An 18,485-nucleotide genomic window follows, 5' to 3' on the forward strand; every position below is an offset into this window, starting at 1 on the left:
GGAAACGGCGTTCGGCACACACGACTTCTCACGGTCGGTGTCAGGGCACGTCAAGAGTGTATGGACACTCCATTGTCTAGCGATGTTCTCGATCAGAAGGATCGAGGCGTCGCGACGACGTTTCCTGTTTGCTGTGGTGACAAAAGGCACCCTTTACAGCAAAAGCTTTGTCAGGAGGAGGAATCGACCATCGGTAGCGGACGAGATGAAGCGTCTAGAACAAGCCTTGTGCTACACAGTCCGATGGTTGTGCATCTCCACCCTACACGTATCCCTGATAATTCGGGTGCTGCCGCGCGCAGAATCCGCAGCGGGTTGGCATTTACCGCGAGCTTCCATGGGAAGTTCGCGCATCATTGCTTGAGGCGTTGTTCCCGAAACATTCGCTCGTAGCGTCTGGAAGCGACTGCACTTTGTGAACTGGCCGTGAATTGTGCGCGCTGAAGGCGAGTGGTTACTCTGCGATCCGGCGTGTTTCAGGCCTCATGTCACCTGCGCTCGTTACGTTTCCAGCGTGCTCCGTTGTCACCGAACACCTCGTAGGACGGCCTCCCGTCCTCGTGAATTGCGCTGGTCAGGGCCGGTTGTCAACCGTTTGTCCGCTGTCCGGCCGCTTTTGGCGGCGTTCGCGACTATAGCAGCAATCATTAAGTGCTTCAAATCCATAAAAAATTGTTATGATTTGTCGCATGACGAATATTGCCCCCCCAACCCCCGGCGTTCAGCTGGTAGAGGTTGCCCCGGAACTTGCCGGTCAACGCATCGATAACTTTCTGATCACTTATCTCAAGGGTGTGCCCAAGACCTTGATTTACCGCATCTTGCGCAAAGGCGAAGTGCGTGTGAACAAGGGGCGGATCAAGCCCGAGTACAAGTTGCAGGCGGGCGACATCGTGCGCGTTCCACCTGTGCGTGTGCCTGAGCGCGATGAGCCTGTGCCGGTCGCACAGGGTTTGTTGCAGCGCCTTGAGGCGGCCATTGTCTACGAGGACAAGGCCTTGATCGTGCTCAACAAGCCGGCAGGAATCGCCGTGCATGGCGGCAGCGGTCTGAGTTTCGGTGTCATCGAAGCCTTTCGCCAGTTGCGACCTGATGCCAAGGAGCTGGAGCTTGTACACCGGCTGGACCGGGATACCTCCGGTCTGTTGATGATCGCCAAGAAGCGCAGCATGTTGCGCCACCTGCATGCTGCCTTGCGCGGCGACGGTGTGGACAAACGCTACATGGCGCTGGTTCGCGGGCACTGGGCGACGGCTCAGAAGCAGGTCAATGCGCCGCTGCTCAAGAGCAACCTGCGCTCCGGCGAGCGTATGGTCGAGGTCAATGACGAAGGCAAGGAGGCCCTGACGATTTTCAAGGTCCTGCGTCGCTTCGGTGATTTCGCGACCATGGTCGAGGCCAAGCCTGTAACGGGTCGTACCCATCAGATTCGTGTCCACACATTGCATGCCGGGCACTCGATTGCCGGCGATACCAAGTACGGCGATGAAGATTTCAGTCGCGAGATTCGAGAGTTGGGTGGCAAGCGCCTGTTCCTGCATGCCTATATGCTGACCGTGCCATTGCCTGACGGGGGCGAGTTGAAGTTGCAGGCCCCGGTCGATGAGATGTGGGCCAAGACTGTGGAGCGTTTGAGTGCGTCGTGACTATGATCTGTTGATTTTCGATTGGGACGGTACGTTGGCCGACTCGGTCGGTCGTATCGTCGAAGCCATGCGTACGGCGGCATTGAAAGGCGGGATGGAAGCCCGCGACGATCTGGCGATCAAGGGCATTATCGGCCTCGGGTTGCCAGAGGCGATTCGCACGCTGTACCCACACATTACGCCCAGTGACCTGCTTGAATTCCGGCAGCGCTATGCCGACAGCTATATGGAAATGGACAAGGTGCCATCGCCTCTGTTTGCAGGTGTGCGCGAAGCCATTCAGGCGTTTCGCGATGAGGGTTATCGCATCGCTGTCGCCACGGGCAAGGCGCGTCGTGGTCTTGACCGTGTTCTGAAGTCCAATGACTGGCAGGACTATTTCGATATCACCCGGGCTGCCGACGAAACCGCCAGCAAGCCGGACCCGTTGATGTTGCATGAAATCATGGCCCATTGTGGTGTTGCGCCCGAGCGTTCGCTGATGGTGGGTGATTCATCCTTCGATCTGCTGATGGCGCGTAACGCTGGCATGGATTCGGTTGCGGTCGGCTACGGTGCGCAATCCCTGGATTCGTTGCGTGAGTATCAGCCGCGTCTGTCCATTGAGAGTTTTCCTGAATTGCGCACCTGGTTGGGTGAGCGTGGCGTTTAGTCTTCGCGGTTGGAGTGAGTGAAATATGTCTGACGAATGGAAAGCGCCTGCCTCGCAAAAAACGGATGACACCGTTGCTGGCAAGGAAGATGCAAAAAGCTGGAAGCTGTTGGAGAAAACCCTGCTGGCCGGTGTTCAGGAGCAGCGTCGTGCGCGCCGCTGGGGCATCTTTTTCAAGTTTCTGACCTTCGCCTATCTGTTCACCATGTTGCTGCTGTTCACGCCGCTCATGGATATGGAAAAGAGCGCTTCACGCGGGGCAAGCCACACCGCGTTGATCGAAGTGCAGGGCATGATTGCGGACAAGGAGTCGGCCAGTGCCGACAATATTGTCGGCAGCCTGCGCACCGCTTTCGAGGATGCCAAGACCAAGGGTGTGATCCTGCGTATCAATAGTCCTGGCGGCAGCCCTGTCCAGTCGGGCTATGTCTACGATGAAATCCGTCGCCTGCGTGCCGAGAAGCCGAATATCAAGGTGTACGCGGTCATCACCGATCTTGGCGCTTCGGGTGCCTATTACATTGCCAGCGCTGCTGACCAGATTTACGCCGACAAGGCCAGTCTGGTGGGCTCCATTGGTGTGACGGCTGCCGGTTTCGGTTTTGTCGGGATCATGGAGAAGCTGGGTGTGGATCGCCGGACCTATACCTCGGGCGAGCACAAGGCTTTCCTTGACCCGTTCCAGCCGCAGAAGGCTGACGAGACGCAGTTCTGGCAAAGCGTGCTGGACACGACGCATCGCCAGTTCATTGCCAGCGTCAAGCAGGGGCGCGGTGATCGCTTGAAGGATAAAGAGCATCCCGAGCTGTTCTCGGGGCTGGTCTGGACCGGTGAGCAGGCTGTTTCGCTGGGTCTGGTCGATGGTCTGGGCAGTGCGAGTTATGTGGCTCGTGAAGTGATCGGCGAGAAAGAGATCGTCGATTACACCATTCAGGAGTCGCCTTTTGACCGGTTCTCCAAAAAGCTGGGCGCCAGTATCGCGGAGCGGATTGCGATGTGGGCCGGTTTTAGCGGGCCAGTGTTGCGCTGATCTTTGATTGAGCAAACAACCCGACCATTGGTCGGGTTGTTTGTTTCTGGCTCAGGGAATAGTGATCCCTTCATTTATAAGCATGTCCACCAGACGAATCAGTGGCAGGCCGATCAGGCTTGTGGCGTCGCTGCCTTCGGTGCTGCGGAACAGGCTTACGCCAAGTCCTTCGGCCTTGAAGCTGCCGGCGCAGTCAAAAGGCTGCTCTGCATGCAGATAGCGCTCGATGCTGGCTTTGTCCAGGTTGCGCATGTGGACGCTGAATGGCACGTAGTCGACCTGGCAGTGGCCGGTCTTGCTGTTTAGCAGCGCCAGGCCGGTAAGGAAGGTGACGGTTGTGCCGCTGGCCGCTGACAGTTGTTCCAGGGCGCGCTCGAAGGTGTGGGGTTTGCCGAGAATCTGTCCGCCAAGCACGGCAACCTGATCGGAGCCGATGATCAGGTGGTCCGGATATTCGTGGGCAAGTGCCTGGGCTTTTTCCCGTGCAAGGCGCTGCACAAGGTCGATTGCGCTCTCGTCGGCATGGCGGCTTTCGTCGATATCGGGCGATTTGCAGGCAAATGGCAGGCGCAAACGGGCAAGCAGTTCGCGACGATAAGGTGAGCTGGAGGCGAGAAGCAGGGATGGCATACGGTTCTCCGTGGGCTGAGCGCCGATTCTAATGAGAGGTCGTAGTTGCGAACAGGCCTGAATTTCCTTTGACATGCCAAGGGGGCATCCCTAGAATGCTGCGCCTATGTTGAATGACCCGATTCCACCTCACGTTGACCCGCGCAAATTGGCTGATCGTGGCACTACCCTTCAAGGTGAAGTGCTGCTGGCCGATTTGGAGAGACTCTGCGACCCGCTTTCCGACAATGTCGGTACGGTGCAGGCTAAATTCGTTTTCGAGCGTGACGAGCGCCGGTCTGTGGTTATCCACAGTTCCATCGACGTCTCGGTCAAGATGGTTTGCCAGCGTTGTCTTGAGCTGGTCACCCTGCCGATCCACAGCGAGTGCAGTTACGCGGTGGTGAAGGAGGGTGCGAATACCCAGTCGTTACCGAAAGGTTATGACGTGCTGGAACTGGGCGAAGATCCATTGGATCTGCTGGCATTGATCGAGGAGGAGCTTTTGCTCGCCTTGCCGATTGTGCCTGCTCATCATCCGGAAGAATGCCAGCAACCGGCGGGTCTCGATGAGCCCGAACCGAGCGTGGACGAGGTAACGCGGTCCAACCCGTTCAGTGTATTGGCGCAGTTAAAGCGTGACCCAAACGTTTAGGAGTTAATCATTATGGCTGTTCAGCAGAACAAAAAATCCCGCTCTGCCCGTGACATGCGTCGTTCGCACGACGCTCTTGAGGCAAGCACTCTGTCCGTAGAAAAGACCACTGGTGAAGTTCACCTGCGTCACCACGTATCGCCAGAAGGCGTATACCGTGGCCGTAAAGTGATCGACAAGGGCGCTGACGAGTAATTTCTTGTCCGCTCCGATCATTGCGATCGACGCAATGGGCGGGGACTTCGGTCCCCGCAACATTGTTCAGGCAAGCCTCGCGTGCCTGACTGCTACGCCCTCGCTTCACCTGGCCCTTGTCGGCCAAGCTCCCTTACTTGAAGAACTGATTACCCGCCATTCTGGTGTGGATCGCTCGCGCCTGCATATTGTCCATGCAAGCGAAGTGGTCACCATGGACGAGCGTCCGTCCCAGGCGTTGCGCGGCAAGCCTGATTCTTCGATGCGTGTTGCCTTGGGGCTTGTGGCTGATGGTCAGGCTCAGGCCTGTGTCAGTGCGGGCAATACCGGTGCGTTGATGGCGTTGTCGCGCTTTGTGCTCAAGACCCTGCCGGGTATCGACAGGCCGGCGATGATTGCCGCCATTCCTACCCGCAACGGCTATTGCCAGTTGCTGGACCTGGGGGCCAACGTCGATTGCTCTGCCGAGGCTCTTTACCAGTTTGCGGTCATGGGGGCGGTCACGGCCGAGGCGCTTGGGGTTGTGAGCCCGAGGGTTGCCTTGCTCAATGTCGGCACCGAGGACATCAAGGGTAATCAGCAGGTGAAGCAGGCGGCCGCGTTGTTGCAGGCGGCCAAAGGGCTCAACTACATCGGTTTCGTCGAGGGCGATGGTTTGTACCGCGGCGAGGCGGATGTAGTGGTCTGTGACGGCTTTGTCGGCAATGTGCTGCTCAAGTCCAGCGAAGGGCTGGCGACCATGATTGCTGCACGAATGGATGAGCTGTTCAGGCGCAACCTGATGGCGAAGGCGGTCGGGGTTCTGGCAATGCCTCTGTTGAAGCGTCTGCAGGCTGAACTTGCGCCTGCAAGGCATAACGGTGCGAGTCTGTTGGGCTTGCAGGGGATTGTGGTCAAAAGTCATGGTTCGGCCAGTGCCCAGGGGTTCGAGAGTGCGATTCAGCGGGCGCTGATCGAGGTTCGGGAAAACCTGCCGCAACGCCTGCGCGGGCGGCTGGAAGTGTTACTGCAAAGCAGTGACTCCTGAAAATGTGACGCAATCGACTGGCCAGTCATCCAAACGTGCAGTCATGCAAATTTGAATTCCTGCGTTCGGTATATCCGGACGCCTATTTTCGACGACAACAATTCAGGGGCCTGTTACATGTCTGCATCCCTCGCATTCGTCTTCCCGGGGCAAGGATCGCAATCGCTCGGCATGCTCGCCGAGCAGGGCGCACAGCATCCGTTGATCCTCGATACTTTTGAGCAGGCATCCGATGCTCTGGGCTATGACCTCTGGGCGTTGACCCAGCAAGGTCCGGTCGAGTCGCTTAACCAGACCGACAAGACCCAGCCTGCAATCCTGACAGCCTCCGTTGCCCTTTGGCATGTATGGCTGGCCGAGGGCGGTGCCGTTCCTGCGTTCGTCGCCGGTCATAGCCTGGGCGAATACAGTGCGCTGGTCGCTGCCCAGAGCCTCAGCCTTGCCGATGCGGTCAAGCTGGTCGAGCGCCGTGGCCAGTTGATGCAGGAAGCTGTTCCGGCCGGTCAGGGCGGTATGGCTGCAATCCTGGGGCTGGACGATGCCGATGTCATCGCAGCCTGCGCCGAAGCCGCGCAGGGTGAAGTGGTCAGCGCCGTGAACTTCAACTCGCCGGGCCAGGTGGTTATTGCGGGTGCCGCCGAGGCGGTGAAGCGTGCGATGGAGCTGTGCAAGGCCCGTGGCGCAAAACGTGCATTGCCATTGCCGGTCAGTGTGCCGTCCCATTGTGAGCTGATGCGTCCGGCAGCCGAGCGTTTTGCCGAGTCCATCGAAGCCATCGAGTGGCAGGCACCTGTCATCCCTCTGGTGCAGAATGTCAGTGCCGCTGCCGTGAATGATCTGGTCACGCTCAAGCGTGATCTGCTGGAGCAGTTGTACAAGCCGGTACGCTGGGTGGAATCCATCCAGAGCCTGGCGAGCCATGGTGCGACCCAGTTGGTGGAATGTGGGCCGGGCAAGGTGTTGGCTGGTCTGAACAAGCGTTGCGCCGAAGGCGTGATTACCTACAACCTGGATACCCCGGACGCCTTTGCCGCCGCACGCGCGGCACTGGCCTGATTAGGAGAAGCTTGCATGAGCCTGCAAGGTAAAGTTGCACTGGTGACTGGCGCCAGTCGTGGTATTGGTCAAGCCATTGCCCTGGAATTGGGGCGCAATGGCGCAGTCGTCGTGGGTACTGCGACCTCTGAGTCGGGTGCCGAGCGCATCTCTGCGACATTCAAGGAAAACGGCATCGAAGGCTTCGGCCTGGCGCTGGACGTTTGCAATGCCGAGTCCGTGGATTCGGTGCTGGCAACGATTCAGGAGCGTGTCGGTGCGCCGCTGATTCTGGTCAATAATGCCGGTATCACCCGCGATAACCTGATGATGCGCATGAAAGATGACGAGTGGCATGATGTCGTCAATACCAACCTGAACAGTCTGTTCCGCCTGTCCAAGGGCGTTCTGCGTGGCATGACCAAGGCTCGTTGGGGTCGTATCATCAGCATTGGCTCTGTTGTCGGTGCCATGGGCAACGCAGGTCAAGTAAACTATGCATCCGCCAAGGCGGGGCTTGAAGGTTTCAGTCGTGCGCTGGCTCGTGAAGTCGGTTCGCGTGCCGTTACCGTCAACTCAGTGGCACCAGGTTTCATCGATACAGACATGACGCGCGAGCTGCCTGAAGCTCAGCGTCAATCCCTGATCACCCAGATCCCGTTGGGACGTCTGGGTCAGGCCGAAGAGATTGCGCATGTTGTCGCTTTTCTTGCGTCCGAAGGCGCAGGTTACGTTACCGGAGCTACAATCCCGGTTAACGGCGGGATGTACATGAGCTAAAAGTGGATGTTCGTTTCAAAAAGTGTCATACGAGCTGTCTAAAATCCGTTGTAAAACTGCAATCTACAAATAGGCAAAGGGCGGGTGAGGTTCGGTGGAGGAGCGTTAAGCTTGAAATCAGCAAAACCTCTTCTATACACTTACCCTCTGGCCAGATGCCTGAACATTTCCACTAGGAGTTAAAACTAGGTATGAGCACCATCGAAGAGCGCGTCAAGAAAATCGTTGCCGAGCAACTTGGCGTCAAGGAAGAAGAAGTCGTTAACAACGCTTCCTTTGTTGAAGACCTGGGTGCTGACTCCCTGGACACCGTTGAGCTGGTAATGGCTCTGGAAGAGGAATTCGAGACCGAAATCCCTGACGAAGAAGCGGAAAAGATCACCACCGTTCAAGCTGCTATCGATTACGTCAACAGCCACCAGGGCTAAGACTTTGTAATCGTTGTTGCTGTGATGTGAAAACCGCACTGCTCTTACCGGCGTGCGGTTTTTTCTTTGAAAAAGCGATGTCTTGTCAATAATAGAGAAGGAGAGTCCTGTGTCGCGTAGACGCGTCGTGGTCACCGGGATGGGCATGCTTTCGCCATTGGGTAACGATGTACCCAGCAGTTGGCAAGGTATTCTGGCGGGCCGCAGTGGCATTGGCCTTATCGAGCACACGGACCTTTCGGCCTTCACCACCCGCTTCGGTGGTTCGGTCAAAGGCTTCAATGTCGAAGAATACCTGGCGCCGAAGGAAGCGCGTCGGCTCGATCTCTTTATTCAATACGGCCTGGCCGCCAGCTTTCAGGCTGTGCGCAATGCGGGTCTTGAGGTCACGGATGCCAACCGCGAACGCATTGGCGTTGCCATGGGGTCGGGTATCGGTGGTCTGACCAACATCGAAAACAGCAGTCGTCTGCTGCATGAGCAGGGGCCGGGGCGGATTTCTCCGTTTTTTGTACCGGGCTCGATCATCAATATGATTTCCGGATTCCTGTCCATCCATTTGGGGGCACAGGGTCCTAACTACGCCATTGCCACAGCCTGTACCACGGCTACGCACTGTATCGGCATGGCGGCGCGCAATATCGCTTACGACGAAGCTGACGTCATGATCGCCGGCGGCGCCGAAATGGCTGCCTGCGGTCTGGGCATGGGCGGTTTCGGTGCGGCGCGTGCATTGTCTACCCGCAACGACGACCCGGCGCGTGCCAGCCGTCCGTGGGACAAGGGGCGCGACGGTTTCGTCCTCTCCGATGGTGCGGGCGCACTGGTGCTCGAAGAGCTTGAGCACGCCAAGGCGCGTGGCGCGACCATCTATGCCGAGCTGGTTGGTTTCGGCATGAGCGGTGATGCCTATCACATGACTTCGCCACCCGATGACGGTGCCGGTGCTGCACGTTGTATCGTCAATGCGCTGCGCGATGCGAAGCTCAATACCGATCAGGTCCAGTACATCAATGCTCACGGTACTTCGACACCTGCTGGCGACCTGGCTGAAGCCTCGGCGATCAAGTCGGTATTCGGCGATCATGCCTACAAGCTGGCAGTCAGCTCCACCAAGTCCATGACCGGTCACCTGCTGGGTGCCGCCGGCGCGGTAGAGGCGATTTTCAGTGTGCTGGCGATTGCCGATCAGGTCGCTCCTCCAACCATCAACCTGGATGAGCCGGACGAAGGTTGTGATCTGGACTTCGTGCCTCATGAGGCGCGTCGCATGCCGATCGATGTTGCAGTCTCCAACTCCTTCGGATTTGGCGGTACCAACGGCTCGCTGGTGTTCCGTCGGTTCAGCGAGTGATGCTCGCCTGGGTTGATGGCTGTCCCGAAGACTCTCTGTCCCTCAAGGACAGAGGTCTTGCCTATGGCGATGGTGTATTTGAAACCATCGCCGTCAGGAAGGGGCAGCCGTTGCTCTTCGAGCGTCATATACAGCGCCTTGGAACGTCCTGTGAGCGTTTGGCCATTCCGGCCGATCAGGCGCTGCTTCGTACTGAAATGACCCGCTTCGCTGCGCAACTGGGCGACGGGGTCATGAAGCTGATTCTGACCCGTGGCGATAGCCAGCGCGGTTATGCTCCAGCCGCTGATACCCGTTCGCGCCGCATCCTTCAGGGTGCTCCGGCGCCTGCTTATCCGCCAGCCCATGCCGAGCAGGGTGTACGTCTTTTTCCTTGCAAGACCCGACTGGCCGAGCAGCCGTTGCTGGCTGGCATCAAGCACCTGAACCGTCTGGAGCAAGTGCTGGCCCGCTCCGAGTGGCAAGACAGCGAGCATGCCGAAGGCCTGATGTGCGATACCTCCGGTCGCGTGATCGAGGGGGTCTACAGCAATCTGTTTCTGGTTCGCGAGGGTGGCTTGCTGACCGCTGACCTGAGTCGCTGTGGCGTGGCGGGCGTGATGCGTGCCGAGTTGCTGGATCAGGCACGAAATCAGGGTATTGCTGTCGATATCCGTGACCTGCACTTGTCCGACCTTGAACAGGCGGATGAGCTGTTTCTGTGCAATAGCGTTTATGGGGTGTGGCCGGTGCGTGGCTTTTCAAGGCTGAACTGGCCGGTTGGTCCGCTCACCCGTAAACTGCAAGACATTGCTCGAGCACTTCTGGATAACTGATTCGTGATCCGAAAAATACTGGTATTGCTGGAAATCGCTGTAGTCCTGGCAGGTCTGGCGCTGGGCTTTGCCTGGTGGCAGCAACGGGAAGCGTTGAGGCAACCTCTGAATGTCACCCAGGAACAACTGCTGGACGTACCTGTCGGCTCTTCACCGTCCCTGGTGTTGAATCGCCTGCAGGCCGACGGCGTGATCAAGGATGCCTTCTGGCTGCGTCTTTACTGGCGTTTCAATCTGGCCGAGCAGCCGCTGCACAGTGGCGAATATCGCATGACGCCGGGCATGGACGTACAGGCGCTGTTTGGTGTCTGGAAGCGCAAGGAAGTCGTGCAGTACAGCCTGACGCTGGTGGAAGGCTGGAACTTCCGGCAGGTACGCGCTGCATTGGCCAAACAGCCCAAACTTGAACAGACCCTGAGCGGATTGAGCGACAGCCAGTTGATGGCCAGGCTTGGACATTCCGATGTCTTCCCTGAAGGGCGTTTCTTTCCCGACACCTACCGCTATGTGCGTGGCATGACCGATGCCGAATTGCTCAAGCAGGCCTACAACCGTCTGGAAGACGTGCTGGAGGAGGAGTGGAGCAAGCGGGCGGCGGATTTGCCGTACAAGGACCCGTACCAGGCCTTGATCATGGCCTCGCTGGTTGAAAAGGAAACCGGCGTGCCTCGCGAGCGCGGTGAAATTGCCGGGGTGTTTGTCCGTCGCCTGGCGCTGGGCATGCTGCTGCAAACCGATCCGACGGTGATCTACGGCATGGGTGAGCGCTACAACGGCAAGCTGACCCGGGCCAACCTGAAAGAGGCGACGCCTTACAACACGTACGTCATTTCCGGCTTGCCGCCGACACCGATTGCTCTGGCCGGGCGAGAAGCCATTAATGCTGCCCTCAATCCCGTATCAGGCACCAGCCTGTACTTTGTAGCCAAAGGGGATGGCAGCCATGTGTTCTCCGACGACCTGGATGCCCACAACGCAGCGGTACGCGAATACCAGCTCAAGCGTCGTGCGGATTACCGATCCAGCCCGGCACCCATTCCGGTAGCACCTGCCGGGTCCGGTTCGACTTCCCCGGAGTCTCAACCTGCGGCTACGCCCGATGCACCGCCAACAGATTCGGCCTCGCAATGAAAATAACTAAGGATTGCCTGTGACTGGCTTGTTCATCACCCTTGAAGGCCCGGAAGGCGCCGGCAAAAGCACCAACCGTGATTATCTGGCAGCGCAATTGCGCGCCCAGGGTGTCGAGGTACTGCTGACCCGTGAACCCGGTGGCACGCCACTGGCCGAGCGTATTCGTGAGTTGCTGTTGGCACCCAGCGACGAAGCCATGTCTGCCGATACCGAGCTGCTGCTGGTATTCGCCGCCCGCGCCCAGCATCTGGCCGAAGTCATTCGTCCTGCACTGGCGCGTGGTGAGGTGGTCCTGTGTGACCGTTTCACGGATGCCACCTATGCCTATCAAGGCGGCGGACGCGGTTTGTCCCATGAGCGCATCGCGGCGCTGGAAACTTTTGTCCAGGGTGCCTTGCGTCCAGACCTGACGCTGGTGTTCGACTTGCCGGTTGAGGTGGGTCTGGCGCGTGCCGCTGCCCGAGGCCGGCTGGATCGTTTCGAGCAGGAAGGCCGGGCGTTTTTTGATGCGGTGCGCAGTACCTATCTGGCGCGGGCGCAAGCCGAGCCTGCCCGTTACCGTTTGGTGGATGCGGCGCAGACACTGGCTCAGGTTCAGTCGTCTCTGGATGCGTTGCTGCCCGAGTTGCTGGAGCGGCAACGTGGCTGAAGCCTACCCGTGGCAGACGTCTCTGTGGCAACAGATGGCCGGTCGTTCCCAGCACGCTCATGCCTACCTGTTGCATGGTCCTGTGGGGATCGGCAAGCGAGCGCTGGCCGAGCGTCTGATGCACACCTTGTTGTGCCAGCGCCCTGAAGGGCTCGATGCCTGTGGGCAGTGCAAGTCCTGTCTGTTGCTGGCGGCGGGTAGCCATCCTGATAATTACGTGCTGGAGCCTGAAGAGGCAGACAAGCCCATCAAGGTCGATCAGGTTCGCGATCTGGTGAGTTTCGTCGTGCAGACCGCGCAGATGGGCGGGCGCAAGGTGGTGCTGATCGAGCCTGTCGAGGCGATGAACATCAACGCTGCCAACGCGCTGCTTAAAAGCCTTGAAGAACCTTCGGGCAATACTGTTCTGCTGTTGGTCAGCCATCAGCCCAGCCGGTTGCTGCCAACGATCAAAAGCCGTTGCGTGCAGCAGGCTTGTCCATTGCCCAGCGAGCAGGCCAGCCTGGAATGGCTGGCAACAGCCTTGCCGGACAGCACGGATGATGAGCGTCTGGAGCTGCTGACCCTGGCTGCCGGTTCGCCTCTGGCGGCGGTTTCGCTTCAGGTTCAAGGTATTCGCGAGCAGCGGGCTCAGGTGGTGGATGGTGTGAAAAAACTGCTCAAGCAGCAGCAATCGCCGACCCAACTGGCGGAAGGCTGGAAGGATATTCCGCTGCTGCTGCTCTTCGACTGGTTCTGCGACTGGTCGCACCTGATCCTGCGTTACCAGTTGACTCAGGATGAAGACGGGCTTGGCTTGAGCGATATGCGCAAGGTCGTGCAGTATCTGGCGCAAAAGACGCCTCGTGCCAAGGTGCTGGAGATTCAGGACTGGGTACTGGCGCAGCGGCAGAAAGTCATGTCCAAGGCCAATCTCAATCGAGTGTTGTTGCTTGAAGCTTTGCTGGTGCAGTGGGCAGGCCTGCCTGGACAGGCGTAGACTCGCAGTCTTGGGAACCTTTGAGGAGTTGCAATGAGTTTGCCACCTAGTACGGGTCCACGGAACGGCATTCTGTCCCTGACCATCAAGGACAAGTCCGTGCTGTATGCGGCTTATATGCCTTTCATCAAGAATGGCGGCTTGTTCATTCCCACTAGCAAAAGCTACAAGCTGGGCGATGAGGTGTTCATGCTGCTCAATCTGATGGATGAGCCGGAGAAGGTTCCGGTGACCGGCAAGGTGACCTGGATCACTCCCAAGGGCGCGCAGGGCAACCGGGCTGCCGGTGTCGGCGTGCAATTCAACGACGGTGACAATACCGCTCGTAACCTGATCGAAACCTATCTGGTTGGTGCTCTCAAGTCCGACCGTCCCACTCATACGATGTAGTTGTCTCTTTACCCATGCTTGTAGATTCGCATTGTCACCTCGACCGCCTTGACCTCACCCAGCACGATGGCTCTCTGGACGCTGCCCTTGAAGCCGCGCGTGGCAGAGGCGTGGGGCATTTTCTATGCATCGGTGTCAGTGCCGACAATGCCGGTGCCGTAAAGGCCCTGGCCGAGCGTTATGACGACGTGGACTGCTCGGTGGGTATTCACCCGCTGGATCTCAAGCCTGGCGAAGCGCCTGCCCTGGACTGGCTGCTGTCCGAGCTGAATCACCCGCGGGTGGTGGCGATTGGCGAAACGGGCCTTGATTATCACTATGAGCCCGAGGCCGCCGAGCTTCAGCAGGCCTCCTTTCGTCTGCACTTGCAGGCGGCCAGTGCCACGGGCAAACCTGTCATCGTCCATACCCGTGGGGCGCGTGCCGATACCCTGAACCTGTTGCGTGAAGCCGCCTTGCCTCAGGCTGGCGTGCTGCATTGCTTCACCGAAGACTGGGAAATGGCCAGGGCGGCCCTGGACCTGGGGTTCTATATTTCGCTGTCCGGCATCGTGACCTTCCGCAATGCCGATGCGCTGCGGGATGTGGCGCGACAGGTGCCGGCCGATCGCCTGCTGGTCGAGACCGATTCTCCCTATCTGGCGCCGATTCCTTATCGCGGCAAGCCAAATCTGCCGCAATACGTGCGTGAAGTGGCTGAGTTCCTGGCGATGTTGCGGGGCGAGCCCTACGAGCGTTTTGCCGAGCAGACCACCGAAAACTTTGCCCGGCTGTTTCCGTTGGCGCGTGTGCCGAAGCGCTGAAACTCCTTAATTTCAGGCAAAAAAAACCCGGATTCTGGGGGGTGAAACCGGGTTAAGACCATTAGGAGTAAAACAAAGGTACGCTGTCCATCGGCACCTTTACCGGCCTGTCACTTGGGGGTGTATGACACGCCAGCGTTTTGAGTATTGATCAGGATTGTGGTGCGTCCAGTATAGGGTGTTCATTTTTTAAACAGTTTTGGAATACTAAACCGCTTATTGATTGCTCAATGAGCGGCTCTGCTGAGTGGATTTTTACCTCTTTACTGAAAGTCCCTGATTTGAAATGAAATACGCCGATAGGGCGATAATTCCGATGTTCTTGATTCCGGGCGCTGTCCGACGAGTCATTTCCTGTCCTGATTGCCTTCATTGCACTGCAAGGGTGGCTGAGTTTTCGAGGTTGTGAGTGGAATTTTCCAATGGTTTCCTGCTGAGTCTTTCGCTGTGTCTGGACATCGGGCTGGCCAATATCGCGATGATCACGCTTTCAATGCAGCGAGGGTTTTCCAGGGGGCTGTGGCTGGGGTTGGGGACTTGCGTAGGGGATCTGGTGTACGCCGTTCTGGCCATGCTGGGCATGGCTGTCCTTCTGCAATATGAAGCGGTGCGCTATGTGCTCTGGCTGGGAGGTTCGGCGGTACTGGCTTACCTGTGCTTCAAAATGATGAAAAGTGCAGTTGGTGTCAGTGCCGGTATCGAAAGCGGGGGCGCACAGCTGGGTACTACGGCACCATCGTTGTTCTTTCGCGGCATTTTCCTGGCCATGTCTTCGCCCAGTGCGATTCTGTGGTTCGCGGCAGTTGGCGGGGCGCTGATTGCCCGGCAAGGCTCGGACCTGTCGAGTGCTTCGTCCTTTCTGGCAGGGTTTCTCGCGGCGGGCGTAGTCTGGTCGATTACCCTGTGCGCGCTGGCTCATCAGGGTGGGCGACTCATGGGCGAGAAGATGCTGAAGTGGTCTTATATTGCCTCGGCGTTGATCTTTGCCTATTTCACTCTTTACGTTGTGATTACCGGCTACATGGAGTTCGTGGGGCGGCCTGCGCTTGAGTAGCCAGAAGGGTAATTGCGGCGTCAATTCATCCATATGCGGTGAGATGGTCGGATGATCCGTGCAATCTGGCGCCATTTGGGCATAATACGCGGCTTCGATTTTGATCCCTACAGATCTTCTTATGCAGAAAGAACCTCGTAAGATCCGTGAATTTCGCCGCCGTGAGCAGGAAATTCTCGACACCGCGCTAAAGCTGTTCCTTGAACAGGGTGAAGACAGTGTCACCGTCGAGATGATCGCGGATGCCGTAGGCATAGGCAAAGGCACGATCTACAAGCACTTCAAGTCCAAGGCCGAGATCTATCTGCGGCTGATGCTCGACTACGAGCGCGACTTGAACGAGCTGCTGCACTCTGCCGACGTCGACAAGGACAAGGAGGCGCTGTCGCGTGCCTACTTCGAGTTCCGCATGCGCGACCCGCAGCGTTATCGCCTCTTCGATCGTCTGGAAGAAAAAGTCGTCAAGGGCAATCAGGTTCCCGAACTGGTCGAAGAGCTGCACAAGATCCGCGCCTCGAACTTCGAGCATCTGACCTTGCTGATAAAAGGGCGGATTACCGAAGGCAAGCTTGAAGATGTGCCTCCGTATTACCACTACTGTGCTGCCTGGGCGCTGGTGCATGGCGCTGTGGCGCTGTATCACTCGCCGTTCTGGAGCAATGTGCTGGAAGATCAGGAAGGTTTTTTCCACTTCCTCATGGATATCGGCGTGCGCATGGGCAACAAGCGCAAGCGCGACAGCGATCCACTGCCGGATGCAAAACCGGACCTGTAGGGCTATTTCAAAGGTCTGATGGCTGGCTCCCACATTTGTAGGATTCATCGGCCTCTCGCGAATGAATTCGCTCCCACATTGACCCTCTCGCGTCTTGTTTGGCGCGGAAGCTGCATCCGACGACCATTCGCCGGTTTTCCGTCACCGGCATCTGGGAGGGTATGATGCGTAGCCTGGTTTTATTGCTGACGCTGTTGGCGTTGAGTGGTTGCATGAAAGTCAGTGATATGGGGGAGGGGGTTCGTGAGCAGTTCAGCGATGCGGGCCTGCTCGATCACAGTGAAACCCGTCGTCTGGGTAACTGGCGCGTTCAGCCGGACTCCTTCATCTATATCGCCCAGGGCGCTTTCGTGCCGCCTGGCCGTGCTTATCCGCGTCCCAATGTGGTCGCTGAAGAAACATTCAAAGGCTTTGTCGAATACTTCCCCATGGTCCGCCGTGCCCAGGCACCGATAGGTCTGGATGAGGCGATGACCGAAGCGCGCAGTGCCGGTGCGCACTACTTGCTCTACACGCGCTTTGCCAAGGCTGATGACCGTATCGGGACCTACGATGAATGGGCCGATCAGGAAGCCGTGGATCGCCTGGGTATCGACCGTGGCGTCATCCAGTTGATGCTGATCGAAACCAGTACTCGTTATCTGATCGACAGCGCCCGGATTCGCAGCCGTGGCGGATTGCTGACACTTTACGATACCAAGCCTGAAGATTTGCTTGGTCCGCCCCTTGAGGACTACGCTCGTATGTTGTTGGGTGTAGAGCGCTAGAGGCAAGACATGAGTGATTCAGGCAAGGCCAGCGATCTGCTTTCGCAGATCCCCGCAACCAGAGGGCTACCGCCTGTTCATTTGTGGAACCCTGATTTCTGTGGCGATATCGACATGCGTATCGCCCGGGACGGCACCTGGTACTACCTGGGCACGCCGATTGGCCGCAAGCCCATGGTCCGTCTGTTCTCCACCATCCTGCGTCGTGATGGCGATGATTATTTCCTCATCACTCCCGTGGAGAAGGTGGGCATCAAGGTCGATGATGCACCTTTCGTGGCGGTCGGCCTGCACGTGAGTGGTGAGGGTGAAGAGCAGATCCTGCGTTTTGTCACTCATGTCGAGGATGAAGTCGAGGCCGGGCCAGATCATCCGATTCGGGTCTTGATCGATCCTGTCACCCAAGAGCCCTCGCCTTATGTGCATGTGCGCAACAATCTTGAAGCGCTGATCCACCGTAATGTGTTTTATGAACTGGTCGAACTGGCGGTTTCGCGTCAGGTGGACGGCCAGAGCTGGCTGGGTGTATGGAGCCATGGCTCATTCTTCACTATTGGCCTGGAGCCCTGAGCCTGTCCCTTGCCTGCAGGGTTAATTGCCTGCTGGCATCGCGACAGTTAAAGTGCCGCTCCCTGTTTTGCCTGAGGTTTTTGCATGAGTCAGTCCTTCGATATCGCCGTGATCGGCGCCACCGGTACTGTCGGCGAAACCATCGTCCAGATTCTGGAAGAACGTGATTTTCCTGTCGCCAATCTGTATCTGCTGGCCAGTTCCGAATCGGCAGGGCATTCCGTGCCGTTCAGGGGCAAGAATGTTCGCGTGCGTGAAGTCGATGAGTTCGATTTCAGCAAGGTCCGGCTGGCGTTTTTCGCTGCCGGTCCAGCCGTCAGCCTGAGTTTCGCATCCCGTGCCATTGCCGCTGGTTGTTCGGTGGTGGATCTGTCCGGCGCTCTGCCTGCCAGCCAGGCGCCCCGACTGGTGCCTGAGGTCAATGGCGACTTGCTCGCCGCGAATGCCGGCCCCCATCTGATCAGCAGCCCAAGCGCGTCGGCCACAGCGTTGGCGCTGGCGCTGGCACCGTTGCGCAGTGCTCTGGATATCGTGCGGGTCAATGTCACTGCCTGTCTTGCCGTATCCACGCTGGGTCGCGAAGGGGTTGCCGAACTGGCGCGCCAGACCACCGAATTGCTCAATGTCCGCCCTCTGGAAACACGCTTTTTCGATCGCCAGATGGCTTTCAACCTGTTGGCGCAAGTCGGCACGCCGGACGAGTCAGGCCATGTTCCGCTTGAAAGGCGGCTGGTCGATGAGCTTCGTGAGTTGCTGGTACTGCCTGCACTAAAGATTTCGGCCAGTTGTATTCAGGTGCCGGTGTTCTTTGGTGACAGCTTCAGTATCTCGGTACAGGCCGCAGGCCCGGTTGATATCGCACTGGTTAATGAATTACTTGAATCTGCACCGGGTATCGAGCTGGTCGACGCAGGCGATTACCCGACGCCGGTAGGCGATGCGGTAGGCCAGGACGTGGTTTATGTAGGGCGTGTTCGGACGGGAATAGACGACCCGGAGCAACTTGATTTGTGGATTACTTCGGATAATGTTCGCAAAGGAGCCGCTTTGAATGCTGTGCAGGTTGGCGAATTGTTGATAAAAGGCTATGTGTAAAAGATACTTGGCAACAATTCGAAGAATATTTCTAGCGGCGCTA

22 protein-coding genes are annotated in these 18,485 nt (G+C 57.9%); 21 read left to right on the plus strand and 1 reads right to left on the minus strand.

Annotated features, from left to right (window positions below; translation table 11 throughout):
• The first annotated feature begins 689 nt into the window (after window positions 1-689).
• The 3 genes from rluC to sppA are packed head-to-tail and all read left to right on the plus strand — an operon-like array spanning window position 690 to window position 3,328.
• Complete coding sequence (gene rluC, locus Q6A51_RS08145) at window positions 690-1,646, plus strand: 23S rRNA pseudouridine(955/2504/2580) synthase RluC (RefSeq protein ID WP_200999746.1); 957 nt, start codon at window positions 690-692, stop codon at window positions 1,644-1,646.
• On the plus strand, window positions 1,636-2,298 hold the full coding sequence (locus tag Q6A51_RS08150) for an HAD-IA family hydrolase (protein ID WP_201019253.1): 663 nt from the start codon (window positions 1,636-1,638) through the stop codon (window positions 2,296-2,298). Before rluC ends, Q6A51_RS08150 begins: the two co-directional genes overlap by 11 nt.
• 25 nt (window positions 2,299-2,323) lie before the next feature.
• Complete coding sequence (gene sppA, locus Q6A51_RS08155) at window positions 2,324-3,328, plus strand: signal peptide peptidase SppA (protein WP_201019252.1); 1,005 nt, start codon at window positions 2,324-2,326, stop codon at window positions 3,326-3,328.
• A 51-nt stretch (window positions 3,329-3,379) separates the two neighbouring features.
• Here sppA and Q6A51_RS08160 read toward each other — a convergent pair whose 3' ends face one another.
• Complete coding sequence (locus tag Q6A51_RS08160) at window positions 3,380-3,958, minus strand: Maf family protein (protein WP_201019251.1); 579 nt, start codon at window positions 3,956-3,958, stop codon at window positions 3,380-3,382.
• A gap of 106 nt (window positions 3,959-4,064) precedes the next feature.
• On the opposite strand from Q6A51_RS08160, the gene Q6A51_RS08165 reads away from it, so the two are divergent.
• The 18 genes from Q6A51_RS08165 (at window position 4,065) to Q6A51_RS08250 (ending at window position 18,442) form a co-directional block, all read left to right on the plus strand.
• Window positions 4,065-4,592, plus strand: coding sequence for a YceD family protein (locus tag Q6A51_RS08165; RefSeq protein WP_095067405.1), 528 nt, complete (start codon window positions 4,065-4,067; stop codon window positions 4,590-4,592).
• Window positions 4,593-4,604: 12 nt separating this feature from the next.
• Window positions 4,605-4,787 (plus strand): 50S ribosomal protein L32, encoded by a 183-nt coding sequence (rpmF, locus tag Q6A51_RS08170; protein ID WP_003179396.1) that lies wholly within the window; start codon window positions 4,605-4,607, stop codon window positions 4,785-4,787.
• Between the two features lie 4 nt (window positions 4,788-4,791).
• Window positions 4,792-5,814: a phosphate acyltransferase PlsX gene (plsX, locus tag Q6A51_RS08175; protein WP_304574513.1), complete on the plus strand. Its 1,023-nt coding sequence runs from the start codon at window positions 4,792-4,794 to the stop codon at window positions 5,812-5,814.
• Between the two features lie 117 nt (window positions 5,815-5,931).
• Window positions 5,932-6,870 carry an ACP S-malonyltransferase gene (gene fabD / locus Q6A51_RS08180; RefSeq protein ID WP_200999740.1) on the plus strand — a complete coding sequence of 313 codons (939 nt, stop codon included), beginning with the start codon at window positions 5,932-5,934 and terminating at the stop codon, window positions 6,868-6,870.
• Window positions 6,871-6,885: 15 nt separating this feature from the next.
• The gene (gene fabG / locus Q6A51_RS08185) at window positions 6,886-7,629 is read left to right on the plus strand and encodes a 3-oxoacyl-ACP reductase FabG (protein WP_200999739.1); all 744 of its coding nucleotides are present in this window, start codon (window positions 6,886-6,888) and stop codon (window positions 7,627-7,629) included.
• A gap of 191 nt (window positions 7,630-7,820) precedes the next feature.
• Complete coding sequence (acpP, locus tag Q6A51_RS08190) at window positions 7,821-8,057, plus strand: acyl carrier protein (RefSeq protein ID WP_200999738.1); 237 nt, start codon at window positions 7,821-7,823, stop codon at window positions 8,055-8,057.
• Between the two features lie 109 nt (window positions 8,058-8,166).
• Entirely contained in the window at window positions 8,167-9,411 is a 1,245-nt protein-coding gene (fabF, locus tag Q6A51_RS08195; RefSeq protein WP_201019249.1) for a beta-ketoacyl-ACP synthase II, read from the plus strand.
• Entirely contained in the window at window positions 9,411-10,226 is an 816-nt protein-coding gene (gene pabC, locus Q6A51_RS08200; protein WP_304574514.1) for an aminodeoxychorismate lyase, read from the plus strand. The genes fabF and pabC overlap by 1 nt, the downstream gene beginning before the upstream one ends.
• A gap of 3 nt (window positions 10,227-10,229) precedes the next feature.
• A complete protein-coding gene (gene mltG / locus Q6A51_RS08205) occupies window positions 10,230-11,357 on the plus strand; it encodes an endolytic transglycosylase MltG (RefSeq protein ID WP_201019247.1) in 1,128 nt (375 codons plus the stop codon).
• A gap of 19 nt (window positions 11,358-11,376) precedes the next feature.
• Window positions 11,377-12,009 carry a dTMP kinase gene (gene tmk / locus Q6A51_RS08210; RefSeq protein WP_200999734.1) on the plus strand — a complete coding sequence of 211 codons (633 nt, stop codon included), beginning with the start codon at window positions 11,377-11,379 and terminating at the stop codon, window positions 12,007-12,009.
• Window positions 12,002-12,988: a DNA polymerase III subunit delta' gene (locus Q6A51_RS08215; protein WP_304574515.1), complete on the plus strand. Its 987-nt coding sequence runs from the start codon at window positions 12,002-12,004 to the stop codon at window positions 12,986-12,988. Before tmk ends, Q6A51_RS08215 begins: the two co-directional genes overlap by 8 nt.
• 33 nt (window positions 12,989-13,021) lie before the next feature.
• Window positions 13,022-13,378, plus strand: a complete 357-nt coding sequence (locus Q6A51_RS08220) for a PilZ domain-containing protein (RefSeq protein WP_122317574.1) — start codon at window positions 13,022-13,024, stop codon at window positions 13,376-13,378.
• 14 nt (window positions 13,379-13,392) lie between these two features.
• Complete coding sequence (locus Q6A51_RS08225) at window positions 13,393-14,181, plus strand: TatD family hydrolase (RefSeq protein ID WP_200999732.1); 789 nt, start codon at window positions 13,393-13,395, stop codon at window positions 14,179-14,181.
• A 409-nt stretch (window positions 14,182-14,590) separates the two neighbouring features.
• Window positions 14,591-15,235: a LysE family translocator gene (locus tag Q6A51_RS08230; protein WP_201019244.1), complete on the plus strand. Its 645-nt coding sequence runs from the start codon at window positions 14,591-14,593 to the stop codon at window positions 15,233-15,235.
• 121 nt (window positions 15,236-15,356) lie between these two features.
• Window positions 15,357-16,010: a TetR/AcrR family transcriptional regulator gene (locus Q6A51_RS08235; protein WP_200999730.1), complete on the plus strand. Its 654-nt coding sequence runs from the start codon at window positions 15,357-15,359 to the stop codon at window positions 16,008-16,010.
• Window positions 16,011-16,174: 164 nt separating this feature from the next.
• Window positions 16,175-16,777 carry a DUF4823 domain-containing protein gene (locus Q6A51_RS08240; protein WP_201019243.1) on the plus strand — a complete coding sequence of 201 codons (603 nt, stop codon included), beginning with the start codon at window positions 16,175-16,177 and terminating at the stop codon, window positions 16,775-16,777.
• 9 nt (window positions 16,778-16,786) lie between these two features.
• The gene (locus Q6A51_RS08245; protein ID WP_201019242.1) at window positions 16,787-17,347 is read left to right on the plus strand and encodes a DUF1285 domain-containing protein; all 561 of its coding nucleotides are present in this window, start codon (window positions 16,787-16,789) and stop codon (window positions 17,345-17,347) included.
• An 84-nt stretch (window positions 17,348-17,431) separates the two neighbouring features.
• Window positions 17,432-18,442, plus strand: a complete 1,011-nt coding sequence (locus tag Q6A51_RS08250) for an aspartate-semialdehyde dehydrogenase (protein ID WP_304574516.1) — start codon at window positions 17,432-17,434, stop codon at window positions 18,440-18,442.
• The last annotated feature ends 43 nt before the right edge of the window (window positions 18,443-18,485 follow it).

The organism is Pseudomonas serbiensis (assembly GCF_030580745.1).
Taxonomy (GTDB): domain Bacteria; phylum Pseudomonadota; class Gammaproteobacteria; order Pseudomonadales; family Pseudomonadaceae; genus Aquipseudomonas; species Aquipseudomonas serbiensis.

Bases quoted from the DNA above. Each gene is read 5' to 3' on its own strand.
- rluC (WP_200999746.1), top strand. From the start codon at position 690: ATGACGAATATTGCCCCCCCAACCCCCGGCGTTCAGCTGGTAGAGGTT.
- sppA (WP_201019252.1), top strand. From the start codon at position 2,324: ATGTCTGACGAATGGAAAGCGCCTGCCTCGCAAAAAACGGATGACACC.
- Q6A51_RS08160 (WP_201019251.1), bottom strand. From the start codon at position 3,958: ATGCCATCCCTGCTTCTCGCCTCCAGCTCACCTTATCGTCGCGAACTG.
- Q6A51_RS08165 (WP_095067405.1), top strand. From the start codon at position 4,065: ATGTTGAATGACCCGATTCCACCTCACGTTGACCCGCGCAAATTGGCT.
- rpmF (WP_003179396.1), top strand. From the start codon at position 4,605: ATGGCTGTTCAGCAGAACAAAAAATCCCGCTCTGCCCGTGACATGCGT.
- fabD (WP_200999740.1), top strand. From the start codon at position 5,932: ATGTCTGCATCCCTCGCATTCGTCTTCCCGGGGCAAGGATCGCAATCG.
- fabG (WP_200999739.1), top strand. From the start codon at position 6,886: ATGAGCCTGCAAGGTAAAGTTGCACTGGTGACTGGCGCCAGTCGTGGT.
- acpP (WP_200999738.1), top strand. From the start codon at position 7,821: ATGAGCACCATCGAAGAGCGCGTCAAGAAAATCGTTGCCGAGCAACTT.
- pabC (WP_304574514.1), top strand. From the start codon at position 9,411: ATGCTCGCCTGGGTTGATGGCTGTCCCGAAGACTCTCTGTCCCTCAAG.
- Q6A51_RS08220 (WP_122317574.1), top strand. From the start codon at position 13,022: ATGAGTTTGCCACCTAGTACGGGTCCACGGAACGGCATTCTGTCCCTG.
- Q6A51_RS08225 (WP_200999732.1), top strand. From the start codon at position 13,393: ATGCTTGTAGATTCGCATTGTCACCTCGACCGCCTTGACCTCACCCAG.
- Q6A51_RS08235 (WP_200999730.1), top strand. From the start codon at position 15,357: ATGCAGAAAGAACCTCGTAAGATCCGTGAATTTCGCCGCCGTGAGCAG.
- Q6A51_RS08240 (WP_201019243.1), top strand. From the start codon at position 16,175: ATGCGTAGCCTGGTTTTATTGCTGACGCTGTTGGCGTTGAGTGGTTGC.
- Q6A51_RS08245 (WP_201019242.1), top strand. From the start codon at position 16,787: ATGAGTGATTCAGGCAAGGCCAGCGATCTGCTTTCGCAGATCCCCGCA.
- Q6A51_RS08250 (WP_304574516.1), top strand. From the start codon at position 17,432: ATGAGTCAGTCCTTCGATATCGCCGTGATCGGCGCCACCGGTACTGTC.